Genomic DNA, 15296 nt, shown 5'->3' on the forward strand with positions numbered 1-15296 from the left:
GGAAATATGAAACAGCTCTGCTGCCTCTTTGTTATTATGCGCCAGGGCATGTTTATTTAAAGGAGGGAACAAGAGGAAAAGCCCTGCCGGTCAGCGGCAGGGCCCATGTTAAATTATTTTAAGGCGTTCAGGCCCAGCAGATCATTGAGATACACGCCGATTCCATCCTGCTCATTGGTCAGCGTCATTTCATTTGCGACATTTTTCACCACATCGATTGCATTGCCCATGGCAATTCCGCGTCCGGCATATTCAAGCATCTCCAGGTCATTATCTTCGTCCCCGAATGCAATGATTCTTTCAGGCGGGATCTGGAAGTAGTCGGAGGCCTTCTTCAGCCCGACGGCTTTGTTCAAACCGGATTTTACGATCTCGATGACATGCCATGGAGCAGCCCACCGCCTGTGATCAATAACCTCGGCATGGACCTCTGATAAATGGCTCCGGATGGTTTTGACTTGTTCCTCATCGGTATGGATCAGCATACTGGTCGGTGAATCTGTGAGGAATCTCCTTAAATCTCCCGTGGTTATTTCAGGGTCTCCCATGCCAAAAACGTCGAGCAGTTTCTCATCATGGTAGTGGAAGTATACCTCATCAATCACTTCTGCAATGATATTGTGAAATGAAAAGCCGCTGCAGGCTTCGACAATTTCCTTTGCCACTTTTATATCCATTGGGGTATGGTATACCCCCCAGTTCCTGTCCTTAGGGTGGTGGATAAAGGCGCCGTTAAAGTTAACAATAGGAGTATCCAGCCCCATTTCATGATAATACATCTGGCTTGATCTGAAAGGCCTCCCGGTTGCAATCATGACAATATGCCCTGCCTCCCGGGCTTTTTGGATCACATGCTTTGTTTTTGCGGAAATGGTTTTATCGTCTTTTAATAAGGTTCCATCTAAGTCCAATGCAATTAAATGTTTTTCTGCCATAAAGTCTCCTTCTCATTTCTGTATTAGGATAATCTCAGTGTAAAGCTTTAGGCAAATAAATGTCAGCATGCTACACTAAAGATATAGAAAGAATTTACATAAGGAAATTCCGGGGAAGCTGTTTTTTCCGGGAAGTCCGGGAGTCTGCCATGCCCAGCCGATTCCTGTATGTGTATTTACCACTATCGTACCAATTTAATATTTATTTTGTAAAAAAAATCGCATTTTTAAAGAAAAAATGATCTTTTTTATGTGAACGCGGGAGGAACACCATGATTATTATTGAAAATAGAAAAGTGGAAGGCATTCCTGTGCTGCATCTCGCAGACAAAGAGAAGTTCGGTGAAAAACTGCCATTCATTGTATTTGTACATGGTTTTACAAGTGCGAAAGAGCATAATCTCCATTATGCCTATCTGCTCGCGGAGAAAGGCTTTCGGGTTGTCCTTCCGGAGGCTCTCTACCATGGGGAAAGAAGCACAGGCCTGACCGGAAATGATCTGAACGTGAAATTCTGGGAAATTGTGCTCACTGAGATAGAAGAGCTGAATGTAATTAAAAATGCGTTTGCATCAGAGGGCCTGATTGATGAAGAAAAAATAGGACTTGCCGGAACCTCGATGGGCGGCATTGTTACCATGGGCGCCCTGACGCGGTATGACTGGATTAAAACGGCAGTAAGCCTGATGGGCATGCCTTATTATGAGAAGTTTGCCCTTTGGCAGATCGACGAGCTGAAGAAGCACGGAATTGATCTTCCTTTTAAAGAAGAAGAACTGGCCGGACTGCTGCAAAAACTGAAAGAGCTGGATATCAGCCAGCAGCCTGAAAAACTTGCAGGGAGGCCGATATTGTTTTGGCACGGAAAGAAAGACCAGGTTGTCCCTTATCACTATACTTATCATTTTTATGAATCGATTAGAACAAACTATGAAGAGATGCCCGAAAAGCTTGTCTTTCTGACAGACGAAAACGCCGGGCATAAAGTATCAAGAGAAGGGCTGCTCAAAACGGTTGAGTGGTTTGAAACGTATTTAGGGGATGGACCTTCCGGCCTGGAGTCATAAGTTTTTTCAAGAGCGCGGCTTTTTGTTATCATAGAATCAGCTTAATAATAACTGCTAAGGAGTGATTAGCATGGATCAGGAATTAAAAGACAGCATCATGGGGGCCCTTGAGCTTGTAGTCGACCCTGAACTTGGTGTAGATATAGTCAATCTTGGACTGGTATATGATGTGAAAATGGAAGACGAAGGAACGGCTGTAGTCGATATGACGCTCACTTCCATGGGCTGTCCGCTTGCCGGAACGATTGTTGACCAGGTAAAGGCTGCTCTTTCAGATATACCTGAAGTGAAAAATACAGAAGTGAACATTGTCTGGAGCCCGCCATGGACAAAGGATAAAATGTCCCGCTATGCTAAGATAGCCCTGGGCGTACAATAATATGAAAAACAAGGTTATACTGGTCAGCTCCGATCAATTGGGCAAAGGAGATGCAGAGCTTGGCTCCGGTGTGCTTGAAACCTTTTTTACCCTATTGAAGCAGCAGAAGGAGCTTCCTGCGGCAATCTTTTTCATGAATAGCGGCGTATATGCCCTGACAGGGGAATCATTTGTTTCGGTTCATGCAAAAGAGCTGGAGGAAAAAGGAGTCGGCATCTTTGCATGCAAGACATGCGTGGATCACTATGGTGTCGGGGACAAGCTGTATGCCGGGAAAATCAGCGGCATGGCCCATTTTGTCGAGCTTGCCGCCAGTCATGAAGTTCTGACAATTTCTTAAATAGACAGCGGAGAAAACAGCAGGATATCCTGCTGTTTTTTAGCACTTTCAAAAATGAATACATAAGGAGTGGAAAAGGCATGGTCGAAAGGAGAAAGCCTATCCCTGTAAGGGAAGCTATTGATAAAATCCTGCAGATGGATTTTTCCGGGGAAACTGAATGGGTCCCAATCAATCAAAGCTATGGCCGTTATCTTGCGGAAGATTTAAAGGCAGCGAATGATGTGCCTCATTTTGACCGTTCCCCGTATGATGGATTTGCCGTCAGGGCAGCTGATACAGCAGGTGCCTCAGCTGACAGCCCTGTGGAATTTGAGGTTGTGGACCATATTGGGGCCGGCTATGTGGCAAAGGTGCAAGTGGGAGCATACCAGGCTGCGAGAATCATGACAGGTGCTCAAATGCCCGCAGAATGTGATGCAGTGGTTATGCTGGAGCTTGCCAGGACAGAGGAGGGGGACGGAAAGAATTTTATGAGCATAAAAAGGTCCTTTAAATCAGGAGATAATGTTTCTTTTCAGGGGGAGGATGCGAAAGAAGGAGACATCCTGCTCAGAAAAGGAAAAAAAATCAATCCGGGTGTGATCGCCATGCTGGCCACCTTCGGCTGCAGCAAAGTGCCTGTCGCCAAAAAGCCTGCTATCGGGCTGTTTGCAACAGGCACTGAGCTGCTTGATGTGGATGAGGCGCTTGAACCGGGCCGAATCAGAAACAGCAATTCCCATATGGTGATGGCGCAGATTGAGCGCTCGGGCGCCGCCTGCGAGTATTATGGGAAGCTCCCGGACGATTTTGATACGTGCTTTACAGCCATAGAGGCAGCGCTTGAAAAAACCGATATCCTCGTCACTACAGGCGGTGTGTCGGTAGGGGATTATGATTATCTGCCGGCTATATACCAAAAGCTTGGCGCTGAAGTGCTTTTTAACAAGGTGGCCATGCGCCCTGGAAGTGTCACAACTGTAGCCCGCCTTGGCGGAAAGCTGTTATTTGGGCTGTCAGGCAATCCATCTGCCTGCTATGTGGGTTTCGAGCTGTTCGTAAGGCCGGTGATCCGGGGAATGCTGTATACGGATAAAATTCATTTACGGATGGTGCAGGCTGCTCTTGGGGAAGACTTCCCAAAACCGAATCCATTTACACGGTTTGTGCGGAGCAGGCTTGAATACGAGAATGGCCGGCTCATCTCAGTGCCAAGCGGCGTGGATAAATCGAATATTGTCATGAGCCTGGCGGGGGCAGATGCTCTTATGGTGCTTCCCGGCGGTACAAGGGGATACCAAAGGGGCGATGAAGTACATGTGCTGCTGCTCGAGGATGACCAGGGAAGCAGCCAGCCATGGTAAAGCCCGTTGTTTTTCAGATTGTGGGTTTCAAGAACAGCGGGAAGACAACGCTTGTCCAGGCAGTAATAAGAAAGCTGCAAAAGAGAGGGTTTGCAGCCGTGACAATCAAGCATCATGGGCATGGGGGGAAACCGGATGTTCTTGAGGATAAAGATACCTCTTTGCATATGAGAGCTGGTGCGCTGGCCAGCCTCGCGGAAGGGGAGGGCAGCATCCTGATCCAGGCTGACAGGCTGGACTGGCCCCTGGAGCGGCTTATTCAGCTGATGTCTGCTTTCGGGCCTGACATCATCCTTATCGAAGGATATAAAAAGGAGTGCTATCCGAAAGCTGTAATTGTCCGGAACCTGGAAGAGGCGGAAGACTTGTCCCGTCTTGACAATATCCATGCTGCCGTAACTCCCCTTTTGCCTGAAGATATGCATCCCTATTTCGGGAAGAATCTTGTCTGGTCATCTTCGGAAGCAGCAGATAAATTGGCTGCTTATGTTATCAGTCTTTCTCAATAGATTTGTTGAACAGCCACCCTTCGGGGCGGCTTTTTTTTATTTGAATCAGGCATGATATGAATTTTCATTCATGATTTTGAATATTTAATTAAAAATTAACATATTTATGGTTGATTTTGTTTTGCTAAATTTCTATAATAAGAGAAACATTATACATATTTATAAATATATTTGATTAAATATACAAAGGTGAGGGAGGGAGCCCATGAAGGCATCCATTATCGGTACAACAGGATACGGCGGGGCAGAGCTTCTCCGCATTTTACAGCACCATCCTTATTTCCGGATTCAATCCATACACTCTACCAGGGGGGAAGCACCTGTTTCCAATGAATATCCGCATCTGCTTGAGATAAACAGGCAAACTTTAGAGGGAATTGAAATAGAGAAGATTTCAGAGCAATCTGACGTGGTCTTTCTGGCAGCTCCTTCAGGTGCATCTGGCCAGCTTGCCGGCCAGTTTGCAGGAAGGGATATTAAAGTCATCGATCTGTCCGGGGATTTAAGGCTGCCGGGGGATCAGTATAAATCCTGGTACAAGAAAGATCCACCGGACGTTTCGGTGATTGAAGAATCTGTATACGGTCTGAGCGAGTGGAATAGAGAAAAGATCGAGGGGGCGGATATCATAGCCAATCCCGGATGCTATCCAACAGCAGCTTTGCTGGGCCTTGCTCCAGCACTCTTAGGGGGGCTTATAAAGCCGCAGGGAATTATCATCGATGCAAAATCAGGTATATCGGGTGCCGGCCGTTCTCCTTCAAAAGGGACCATGTTTGCGGAAATGAGCGAAAACTTCAAGATCTACAAAGTGAATGAGCATCAGCATACACCTGAAATTGAACAGCAGCTCAAGCTGTGGAATAAAGATACTTCCCCAATCACTTTCAGCACACACTTGATTCCTGCCGTACGTGGAATCATGGCAACCATGTATGGTGAACTGGAGGAAGGCATTACAGCAGAAGAAGCAGCAAGCGCATACCGGGAAGCTTATGAAGCTGCGCCATTTATAAGGGTAAGGCAGCAGGGAAATTACCCTGCCACCAAGGAGGTCACAGGCAGCAATTATTGTGATATCGGACTTAGCGCAGATAAGCGGACAGGAAGGCTTACCATAGTAGCAGTCATTGATAACCTGATGAAAGGGGCTGCCGGCCAGGCTGTCCAGAATGCCAATCTGATGTTCGGATTTCCGGAAAATGCGGGGCTTGAATTCATACCAGTATTTCCATGATGGCAAACGTCCGTTAAGAACTGGTCGATTATAGCATTATGGACTGTTCAATTACTGGTGCCAAATGCTTAGTGTTTTTTAAAAGAAAATTCTTAGGAGGCAAATCATGCAAGCATTGTCACAAGAAAGTGCTGTGAGGGAGATTTCCGATGGCAGCATTATCAGCCCAAAGGGGTATAAATCTGCAGGTGTACACGCAGGGCTAAGGTACAGTAAAAAGGATGTTGGTGCCATTATCAGCACAGTCCCGGCAAACAGTGCGGCTGTTTATACAACAAGCCTTTTCCAGGCAGCCCCTTTGAAGGTAACCCAGGAAAGCCTGGCCGCCGGAGGAGTGCTGCAGGCGGTGATCGTGAACAGTGCCTGTGCAAATGCCTGTACAGGGCAGCAGGGATATAAGGATGCGCTTGAGATGAGGAAGCTGGCAGCCGGGAAATTCGGCCTTGAGGAATGTTCGGTAGCGGTTGCTTCCACTGGTGTGATAGGCGAGTATTTGCAAATGGAGAAAATCCATGCGGGAATAGCGGCGCTTGAGCCAAAAAATGGAGCAGAAAGTGCAGAAGACTTCCAGACTGCCATATTAACGACCGATACAGTCATGAAAAGCTGTGCTTATGAAGCAGACATTGACGGTGTTCCGATCCGGATGGGCGGAGCAGCCAAAGGCTCAGGCATGATTCATCCTAATATGGCTACAATGCTTGGTTTTGTTACAACCGATGCCTGCATCTCTCAATCAGTCCTGCAGAAAGCATTAAAGGAAGTCACAAACAGTACCTTCAACCAGATTACGGTTGATGGTGATACCTCTACAAATGATATGGTCCTGGTTATGGCCAACGGACTTGCCGGGAATCAGCCTCTGTCTCCGGAGCACCCTGAATGGGATGTATTCCTTGGCCTCCTCGGGTCCTGCTGTGAGAATCTTGCAAAGCAGATCGCAAAGGACGGTGAAGGGGCGACGAAGCTGATTGAGGCAGAAGTTGCCGGTGCTGTTTCCGATCAGGAGGGGGCCGCAGCAGCAAAGCAGATCGTAGGATCTAATCTTGTTAAGACTGCTGTATATGGAGCAGATGCAAACTGGGGCAGAATCATCGGCGCCCTCGGACAGAGCAATATCAGCCTGGATCCTGAAAATGTGGATATCTGGATTGGTCCGATATGCATGCTGAAAAACAGTGAACCGCAAGCATTTTCGGAAGAAGAGGCAAATGCCTATCTCCAGAAGGAAAATATAAAGATTTCGGTAGACCTGCATAATGGAAAAGGCCGGGGAAAAGCATGGGGCTGTGATTTATCCTATGACTACGTCAAAATCAATGCGAGCTATCGCACTTAAGGGGGCACGGATGAGTCTAATTGTCATTAAATGCGGAGGCAGTATCTTAGAAAAGCTGACAAGCGATTTTTTTGACAGCCTTAAGAAACTGAATATCCAGGGTTATCAGATGATCTTTGTTCATGGAGGCGGTCCTGAGATCAATGATATGCTGAGGCTTAAAGGAATAGAGTCCCAATTTGTACAGGGGCTGAGAAAAACGGATGAAAGAACCCTTGAAACAGCTGAAATGGTCCTTGCCGGCCAATCCAACAGGAAATTGGCCGATCTGCTTCAGCAGAATGGGTTCAATGCTCTTGGAATGAATGGTCCGGACGGTATCTTCCAAGCAGAATATGTTGATAAGGAAAACCTGGGCTTTGTCGGCAGGATTGATCATGTTTCGGCTGAAGTGCTGCAGCTTCTCCTGCAAAACGGGTATCTTCCAGTTCTCACACCATTAGCTAAAACAAAGGAAGGCCAGAAGCTCAATGTCAATGCAGATTACGCAGCGGCTGCCGTGGCCCTGGCCCTGAATGCAGAGCAATGCCTGTTTGTGACTGATGTAGAAGGCATCAAGGCAGAAGGGGCTTTAATAGATAGGCTGGATGATGAAAAGGCTTCAGCATATATACAGGATGGAACCATCTCAGGCGGGATGATCCCGAAGGTGGAATCGGCCCTGGCTGCTATCCGGCAGGGAGTGAAAAGCGTCCGGATCATTTCAGGAGTAAAGCCGTTTTATACAGGCGGTGCATGGGGCGGAACACAAATTAATTGCAAAGAGAGGACAATGGCATGAGCAATCTTTTTCCTGTATACCAGCGCTGGGATATCGAACCAGCAGAAGCAAGCGGATGCACCATCATCGACAAGGCCGGAAAAGAATATCTCGATTTCACGTCAGGTATCGGCGTCTGCAATCTTGGGCATCGTCCAGTGGCGGTAGAAGCAGCTGTCAAGGAACAGCTGGGAAACTTCTGGCATGTTTCCAATCTTTTTGAACAATCAGGCCAGGAGAAAGCAGCCTCACTTTTATGTGAATATGCCGGGATGGACAGGGCGTATTTTGCCAACAGCGGGGCCGAGGCAAATGAAGCGGCCATCAAACTGGCCCGGAAGGCAACCGGGAAAACGAAAATCATTACCTTTCTCAACTCCTTCCATGGCAGGACATTTGCGGCCATGTCAGCTACTGGCCAGGAGAAGATCAAACACGGCTATGGGCCGATGCTTGAAACATTTGTGTATGTTCCTTTCAATGATATAGATGCAGTGAAAAAGTCAGCAGATGAAGAAACAGCGGCAGTCATGCTTGAAATGGTGCAGGGAGAGGGCGGCATCCATATTGCAGATAAAGCGTTTGTAAGGGAGCTTGCTGCATTTTGCAAAGAAAAGGGCATCCTCCTGATCATCGATGAGATCCAGACAGGGATTGGCAGGACGGCTAAGCCATTTGCGTATATGCACTTTGATATTCAGCCGGATATGATAACATCGGCAAAAGGGCTGGGCAGCGGATTGCCGATAGGCGCCATGCTTGGAAAAGAACATCTGGCAGAGTCATTTGGCCCGGGGAGCCACGGATCTACTTTCGGCGGGAACCCGATAGCGATAGCTGCAGCTTCCGCGACTCTGGAGGCCGTCATGGATGAAGGATTCAAGTCAAGCCTCAAAGAACTGAGCGGCAGCTTCAAGAATGTTTTGCAGGAGACGCTCTCAGATATTCCGGGAGTGAAGGATATCCGCATCCTCGGAATGATGGCAGGGATCGAACTCTTGGTTGAAGCTCAGCCTGTTCTTCAGATGCTGAGAGAAAAAGGTCTGATCGCCCTACCGGCTGGAACACATGTCATCAGGCTTCTTCCTCCTTTAACATGCACATTGGAACAGATAGAGCAAGCTGCAGGCATTATTGCAGATACACTGCGGACTACTGCATCAGTCCATTCATAAGAGAAGCAAGAAATATATCATACAGCTGAAAAAGCTGTTTTATTTTGAAGGTTATGTATAAAAATTAATAAAAAATAATATTTATGCGTTAGCAGAGGTGTTTGCACAATGAAGGGCTACTTACATTTAAACAGCGGAGAAACATATGAAGGTGAGTGGATTTCTGAGTCCCCGCCGGAGCATACAGAGGGGGAAATTGTCTTTTTCACCGGCATGACCGGCTATCAGGAGGTTTTGACGGACCCGTCCTACAAAGACCAGATTATTGTGTTCACCTATCCGCAAATAGGAAACTACGGAGTAAATGAAACAGATTTTGAGAGCAGAAAGCCGCATGCTGCAGGGGTCATTATCTATGGAACCCCGGAAGGTGCGCATCATTACCAGTCTAAATACAGCCTTAAAGCGTATTTGAAGAAATGGGGAATACCGCTCCTGGGACATATCGATACAAGAGCAGTCGTAAAAAAAATCAGAAATGCAGGCACAATGCCGGCTGTTATGTCGCTTCAAAAAGAAAAAACCTGCTGTTCACATGAAAAAAGCTCCTTAAAAGTAAGAGCTGTCTCGCAAACCGTGCATACTCCTGCCGGTGCCGGAAGCATCCATATCGTCCTGATCGATTATGGAAATAAGAAATCGATTGCTGAATCACTGCTTAAACGCGGATGCCGCATCACAACCGTGCCTTTTAACACCAGCTTTGAGGAAATCAATGGTCTGCAGCCGGATGCAATCCTGCTTTCAAATGGACCTGGTGATCCAAAGCAGCTGAAAGATATGCTGCCTGAAATCAAGAAGCTGATATTCAGCTTTCCAGTCCTGGGAATCTGCCTGGGCCATCAGCTTGCAGCTTTGGCACTTGGTGCAGACACTAAGAAGCTGGCATTTGGCCATCGGGGGGCCAACCATCCAATAGCGGATTCCCGCACAGGAAGAGTCATGATGTCATCCCAGAACCATAGTTATGTTGTGGATGAGAAAAGCCTGAAGGGAACCGGCTTGAAGACAAGATTTCATAATCTCCATGACCGGTCAGTTGAAGGTCTTGTTCATCAATCACTTCCGCTCAGTACAGTCCAATTCCATCCGGAAGCCCATCCCGGGCCGCAGGATGCAGAATATATATTTGATGAGTTTATTGAAATAATCAATGCAGCACATGGGAGAGTTACAGCTTATGCCTAAAGACCAGACGATCACTTCAATACTAGTAATAGGATCTGGCCCGATTGTCATCGGCCAGGCCGCAGAGTTTGACTATGCAGGGACACAGGCCTGCATGGCACTGAAAGAGGAAGGCTATAAAGTCATACTCGTCAATAATAACCCTGCGACAATCATGACAGACCACAGTTATGCGGACACGATTTATTTTGAGCCGCTCACCGTTGATTCACTTGAAAAAATTATCATGAAAGAACGCCCGGATGGCCTGCTGGCTTCGCTGGGGGGCCAGACAGGCCTGAATCTGGCAATGGCACTGAGCGAAACAGGAGTGCTGGAAAAATATAAAGTCAAAATGCTCGGCAGCCCGATTGCCAGCATAAAAAAGGGCGAGGACAGGGAGGAATTCCGTCAGCTGATGAAAGAACTGGATGAACCTGTACCGGACAGTGAAATTGTCAGGGAAGCAAAGGAAGCAAAGCGGTTTGCCGAAGCTTCTGGCTTCCCGATTATTGTCCGCCCTGCCTATACGCTCGGCGGCTCAGGCGGCGGGATCGCACATTCGATGGAAGAATTCATGCTTCTCGTCGAGGGAGGGCTCCTCGAAAGCCCGATTTCCCAATGCCTTGTGGAAAAAAGCATTGCAGGCTATAAAGAGATTGAGTATGAAGTGATGCGCGACAAAGATAATACATGCATCACCATCTGCAATATGGAAAACATCGACCCAGTAGGCGTCCATACCGGGGATTCGATTGTTATCGCACCTTCCCAGACGCTGACTGATGAAGAATATCAGATGCTGCGCTCTGCGTCTATCAAGATCATCTCCGCACTCGGAATCATCGGAGGATGCAATATTCAATTTGCCCTGGATCCCGAAAGCAAGAAATATTATTTGATAGAAGTGAACCCGAGGGTCAGCAGATCGTCTGCGCTTGCTTCAAAAGCGACAGGATACCCAATTGCAAGGATGGCTGCCAAACTGGCTGTCGGGTACAGCCTGTCCGAGCTGCTCAACCCGGTTACTGGCGATACGTATGCAAGCTTTGAACCAGCCCTTGATTATGTGGTCGTAAAATTCCCGAGATGGCCATTCGATAAGTTCTCAGAAGCGGACCGCAGGCTTGGCACTCAAATGAAGGCAACGGGGGAAGTGATGGGGATTGACCGCAATATCGAAAGGGCGCTGCTAAAAGCAGTACAGTCGCTTGAAGGCGGCAATCTGGATTTGAAAAACTACGGGCTGGGCGGCTTGACAGATGATAGCCTCATCACCAGAATGAAGGGCCAGACTGATGAAAGGTTCTTTATCGTAATGGAGCTCCTGCGCAGAGGGCATCATATCCATTCCATCCATGCGCTTACAAAAATCGATCTCTTTTATCTTCAATGCTTTGCCGGCCTTGCCAGCCTTGAAAAGGAAATTGCATCCTGTTCTCTTGAAACGGTTTGTAAAGAACAGATGCAGGTGTTCAAGGAGAAAGGATTCAGCGATGAGTATCTTGCATCCATATGGAAGGAAGATGCTCTGTCAGTCAGGAAGAAGAGAAAGCAATTGGGAATACTGCCTTCATACAAAATGGTGGATACCTGTGCAGCTGAATTTGAAGCACAGTCCAATTATTATTATTCAAGCTATTATGGGGAAAACGAGCAGCTGCCAAGCGAAAACAAGAAGGTGCTGATCATCGGAAGCGGACCTATCCGCATCGGGCAGGGAATCGAGTTCGATTATTGCTCTGTACACGGGGTATTTGCCCTGAAGGCAGAAGGCATTGAAACAGTGATGATCAATAATAACCCTGAAACGGTCAGTACAGACTTTGCAACAGCCGACCGCCTTTATTTTGAACCGCTGACACCGGAGGCAGTCCTTAATGTTGCCGATTCAGAAGGCATTAAAGATGTCATCGTCCAGCTGGGGGGACAGACTGCGCTTAACCTGGCCGATAAGCTGGAAAAGGCAGGGCTCAACCTGCTTGGGACGCGTTCGGCAGTCATTGATGACCTCGAAGACCGCGACCTGTTCTACCGCCTCCTCGATAGGCTGGAGATTCCGAGGATCAAGGGAGAGACTGCTGCAGGGGACACAGAGCTGAGAGAAGCAGCAGAAAGAATCGGCTACCCAGTCCTGATCAGGCCTTCTTTTGTCATCGGCGGAAAAGGAATGCACATAATCAGGAGCAGCAGCGAGCTGTCGAGCTTCTTGGAAAAGCAGGAAATCACCTACCCTGTGCTTTGTGATCAATTTTTGCATGCTGCTGAAGCAGAGCTGGATCTTGCAGCTGATGGAGACAACATCCTTGTCCCGGTCATCATGGAACATATCGAAAAAACAGGGGTCCATTCCGGGGACAGCCTCTCCGTACTGCCGGCACAGTCCGTTTCCGGGACAGCTAAGAAAAAAATGTTCGAGTATGGGAAAAAAATTGTTAAGGATCTGGCCTATAAAGGTTTGATGAACATCCAGTATATTGTTGACGGAGAGGAAGTATACCTGCTTGAAGTAAACCCGAGGGCTAGCAGGACTGTGCCGGTTGTCAGCAAGGTGGCAAATGTCCCTCTTGTACAAATTGCGACAAAAATATTGCTTGGGAAATATAAACTGCCCGAATCAGAAGGGCCGGTGTACGATAATCTGCCGTTTGTCTGTGTGAAATATCCGGTATTTTCAAATTATGCCCTTAAAGGGCTTGATCCAAAAACATCACCGGAAATGAGGTCGACAGGAGAAGGAATTGCTTTGGCCACTTCATTGAATGAAGCTGTGAAAAAAGCATTTCATAAAGAAATAAAGCCTGCAGCAGCAGCTGTCATCATGACGGGAAGAGGCGAAACAGATCGTATGGAAGGTCTTGAAGAGACATTGGACCTTTTAGGAATAACTCTTCAGACGGCAGGTGGAGACCGGGATATGGATGCAAACATCCTTGCTGTCTTCAGCAGGGGAGAAGCACAGGAAGATTTTGTGCTGAGAGAATTTGCTGTCAAGAACCGCCTCCCTGTCTTTACACAGCCGGAAACGCTCAATGCCTTCCTGGAATCTCTCCAGGTCAAAGAATGGGAAGTATGCCCTCTTCAGGAATGGCATAATCAAATCATTAAGGATGTGACACATGTATGATAACCGCACAAGCAGCTGATAAAAGCCTCGATATCCAGGGGAAGGATTTCTTGACCCTGGCTGATTTCTCTAAAAATACAATTCTGGGTCTTGTCCAGAAGGCCAGGAAGATGAAGAATGCCTCCCTGCTGGGCAAGGATTCCAAGTCTTTGAATGGAAAGATATTGGGAATGATTTTTGAAAAGCCATCAACAAGAACGAGGGTGTCTTTTGAGGCTGGTATGATCCAGCTCGGAGGGAGTGCCCTTTATCTGAACAGCAATGATCTGCAGATTGGGCGAGGGGAAACCGTTGCAGATACAGCAAAAGTTCTTTCCCAGTATGTTGATGCGATTATGATCAGGACCTTTTCCCATGGGATGGTTGAGGAGCTTGCACTGCATGCAGATATTCCGGTTATCAACGGGCTGACGGATCTTTACCATCCCTGCCAGGCGCTGGCCGACTTGCTGACCATCTATGAAGTGAAAGGAAGGCTTGAAGGATTAAAGCTTGTTTATGCAGGTGATGGGAATAATGTAGCCCACTCCCTGATGATTGCAGCAGCCAAGGTAGGCATGAATCTGACAATTGCAGCACCACCAGGATATGAACCCCAGGAAAAGGTGCTGGCGCTGGCAAAGCAGTTTGGCAAAGAAACCGGCGCGGAAATTGAAGTAGTGAATAGTGCCATTGAAGCAGCTGCAGGTGCTGACATCCTTTATACTGATGTTTGGACCAGTATGGGCCAGGAACAGGAAAATGCCGAGCGTCTTGAGATATTCAAGTCTTACCAGGTAAATGCCCAGCTTGCAGCAGCTGCAAAACAAGATTATACCTTCCTCCATTGTCTCCCGGCGCACAGAGGTGAGGAAGTTGCTGCAGATATAATCGATGGCAGCCATTCTGCTGTATTCCAGCAGGCGGGGAACCGTCTCCACGCCCAGAAGGCGCTGCTCTCAGAGCTCTTATAAATACTTAAAACCCAGAGACCGCGGACTCTGGGTTTTTTTTGTGGCAAAGGTATCATTTTTTAGGGCAGTCAGTTTGACTTATGATAGAAAATAGACGATTGGCCCAACAATGAAGCAGTAGATGGCAAAATAAATAAGGTTCCCTTTAGCCATGATATTCATGAACCACTTCAGTGAAAAATAGGATGCCACCAAAGAAGCGATGAAGGCAATGGCGTAGGGGAGGGCCAGTGATCCTAAGTTTGGGTCGCCGAGCAGGTCCTTAAGGCCAAGGATCATTCCTCCGGCACTGACTGGAATATACAGCAAGAAAGAAAATCTAAGCGCAGTTTCCTGCTTCATGCCAAGGCCCATGGAAGCTACGATGGTCGCCCCGGACCGGCTGATGCCGGGAATGAGTGCAACCGCCTGAGCAAGGCCGACAATGACGGCATCCTTGACCGTGAGCCCTGCATCATTCTTCCTTCCTTTCATATTGCGGATCAGCCACAAAGCAAGACCAGTTACTACCAGGGTGATTCCCACGGTTTTAATATTGGCGAGATGCTCATCGATGTAATCCTCAAACAGGATGCCGATTACGCCGGCAGGAATGGTGCCGATGATCAGATAAATGATAAAGCGAAAATCAGCTTCTGCCCTTTTATCCTTTGTTGTTATGTACACAAGGCCGTTTTTGGCAAGCCTGATGATATCTTCCCTGTATATAATGAGAACCGCAATCAAAGAAGCAGCGTTAACAAGCAGGGCAAAGCTCATGCCTTCTATTTTTAAATCCATAAAGTGCTCGGCAATTTCCAAATGTCCGCTGGAGGAGATGGGGATAGGCTCAGTGAATCCCTGGAATAATCCTAAAAGCAGATACTTGACTAAAGTGAAAAAATCCAATTGTTTATCCTCCAATTTTCTTTTTTATCCTTATTCATTTAACTATAACCAGCCGGACGTGTAAAGCGATATCA

At 47.4% G+C, this 15296-nt stretch carries 14 protein-coding genes; 12 read left to right on the forward strand and 2 right to left on the reverse strand.

All coding sequences use genetic code 11. The annotated features are described in order from the left end of the window. Positions 1 to 113: 113 nt before the first annotated feature. Positions 114 to 935, reverse strand: a complete 822-nt coding sequence (locus N288_RS06930) for a Cof-type HAD-IIB family hydrolase (RefSeq protein ID WP_009794060.1) — start codon at positions 933 to 935, stop codon at positions 114 to 116. Positions 936 to 1207: 272 nt separating this feature from the next. Between N288_RS06930 and N288_RS06935 the strand changes: the two genes are divergently transcribed. From N288_RS06935 to argF, 12 genes are all read left to right on the forward strand, one after another. Next, positions 1208 to 2002 (forward strand): prolyl oligopeptidase family serine peptidase, encoded by a 795-nt coding sequence (locus tag N288_RS06935; RefSeq protein ID WP_009794061.1) that lies wholly within the window; start codon positions 1208 to 1210, stop codon positions 2000 to 2002. Between the two features lie 70 nt (positions 2003 to 2072). Further along, on the forward strand, positions 2073 to 2381 hold the full coding sequence (locus N288_RS06940; RefSeq protein WP_009794062.1) for a metal-sulfur cluster assembly factor: 309 nt from the start codon (positions 2073 to 2075) through the stop codon (positions 2379 to 2381). A 1-nt stretch (position 2382) separates the two neighbouring features. After that, positions 2383 to 2721, forward strand: a complete 339-nt coding sequence (locus tag N288_RS06945; protein ID WP_009794063.1) for a DsrE family protein — start codon at positions 2383 to 2385, stop codon at positions 2719 to 2721. Positions 2722 to 2801: 80 nt separating this feature from the next. Then, complete coding sequence (locus tag N288_RS06950; RefSeq protein ID WP_009794064.1) at positions 2802 to 4067, forward strand: molybdopterin molybdotransferase MoeA; 1266 nt, start codon at positions 2802 to 2804, stop codon at positions 4065 to 4067. Continuing rightward, positions 4061 to 4576: a molybdopterin-guanine dinucleotide biosynthesis protein B gene (mobB, locus tag N288_RS06955; RefSeq protein WP_009794065.1), complete on the forward strand. Its 516-nt coding sequence runs from the start codon at positions 4061 to 4063 to the stop codon at positions 4574 to 4576. The genes N288_RS06950 and mobB overlap by 7 nt, the downstream gene beginning before the upstream one ends. 205 nt (positions 4577 to 4781) lie before the next feature. Beyond that, complete coding sequence (argC, locus tag N288_RS06960) at positions 4782 to 5813, forward strand: N-acetyl-gamma-glutamyl-phosphate reductase (protein WP_009794066.1); 1032 nt, start codon at positions 4782 to 4784, stop codon at positions 5811 to 5813. A gap of 106 nt (positions 5814 to 5919) precedes the next feature. Continuing rightward, on the forward strand, positions 5920 to 7152 hold the full coding sequence (gene argJ / locus N288_RS06965) for a bifunctional ornithine acetyltransferase/N-acetylglutamate synthase (RefSeq protein WP_009794067.1): 1233 nt from the start codon (positions 5920 to 5922) through the stop codon (positions 7150 to 7152). A gap of 10 nt (positions 7153 to 7162) precedes the next feature. Next, positions 7163 to 7933, forward strand: a complete 771-nt coding sequence (gene argB / locus N288_RS06970; protein WP_009794068.1) for an acetylglutamate kinase — start codon at positions 7163 to 7165, stop codon at positions 7931 to 7933. Next, complete coding sequence (locus tag N288_RS06975; protein WP_009794069.1) at positions 7930 to 9087, forward strand: acetylornithine transaminase; 1158 nt, start codon at positions 7930 to 7932, stop codon at positions 9085 to 9087. The genes argB and N288_RS06975 overlap by 4 nt, the downstream gene beginning before the upstream one ends. Positions 9088 to 9195: 108 nt before the next feature. Beyond that, positions 9196 to 10275, forward strand: coding sequence for a carbamoyl phosphate synthase small subunit (locus tag N288_RS06980; RefSeq protein WP_009794070.1), 1080 nt, complete (start codon positions 9196 to 9198; stop codon positions 10273 to 10275). Next, entirely contained in the window at positions 10268 to 13381 is a 3114-nt protein-coding gene (locus tag N288_RS06985) for a carbamoyl phosphate synthase large subunit (protein ID WP_022543602.1), read from the forward strand. Before N288_RS06980 ends, N288_RS06985 begins: the two co-directional genes overlap by 8 nt. Beyond that, positions 13378 to 14334, forward strand: a complete 957-nt coding sequence (gene argF, locus N288_RS06990; protein WP_009794072.1) for an ornithine carbamoyltransferase — start codon at positions 13378 to 13380, stop codon at positions 14332 to 14334. The genes N288_RS06985 and argF overlap by 4 nt, the downstream gene beginning before the upstream one ends. A gap of 78 nt (positions 14335 to 14412) precedes the next feature. Here the strand turns inward: argF and N288_RS06995 are convergent, their stop codons facing one another. Next, positions 14413 to 15222 carry an undecaprenyl-diphosphate phosphatase gene (locus tag N288_RS06995; RefSeq protein WP_022543603.1) on the reverse strand — a complete coding sequence of 270 codons (810 nt, stop codon included), beginning with the start codon at positions 15220 to 15222 and terminating at the stop codon, positions 14413 to 14415. Positions 15223 to 15296: the final 74 nt, after the last annotated feature.

Origin of the sequence: Bacillus infantis NRRL B-14911, assembly GCF_000473245.1 — a bacterium.
GTDB classification, from domain to species: domain Bacteria; phylum Bacillota; class Bacilli; order Bacillales; family Cytobacillaceae; genus Bacillus_AB; species Bacillus_AB infantis.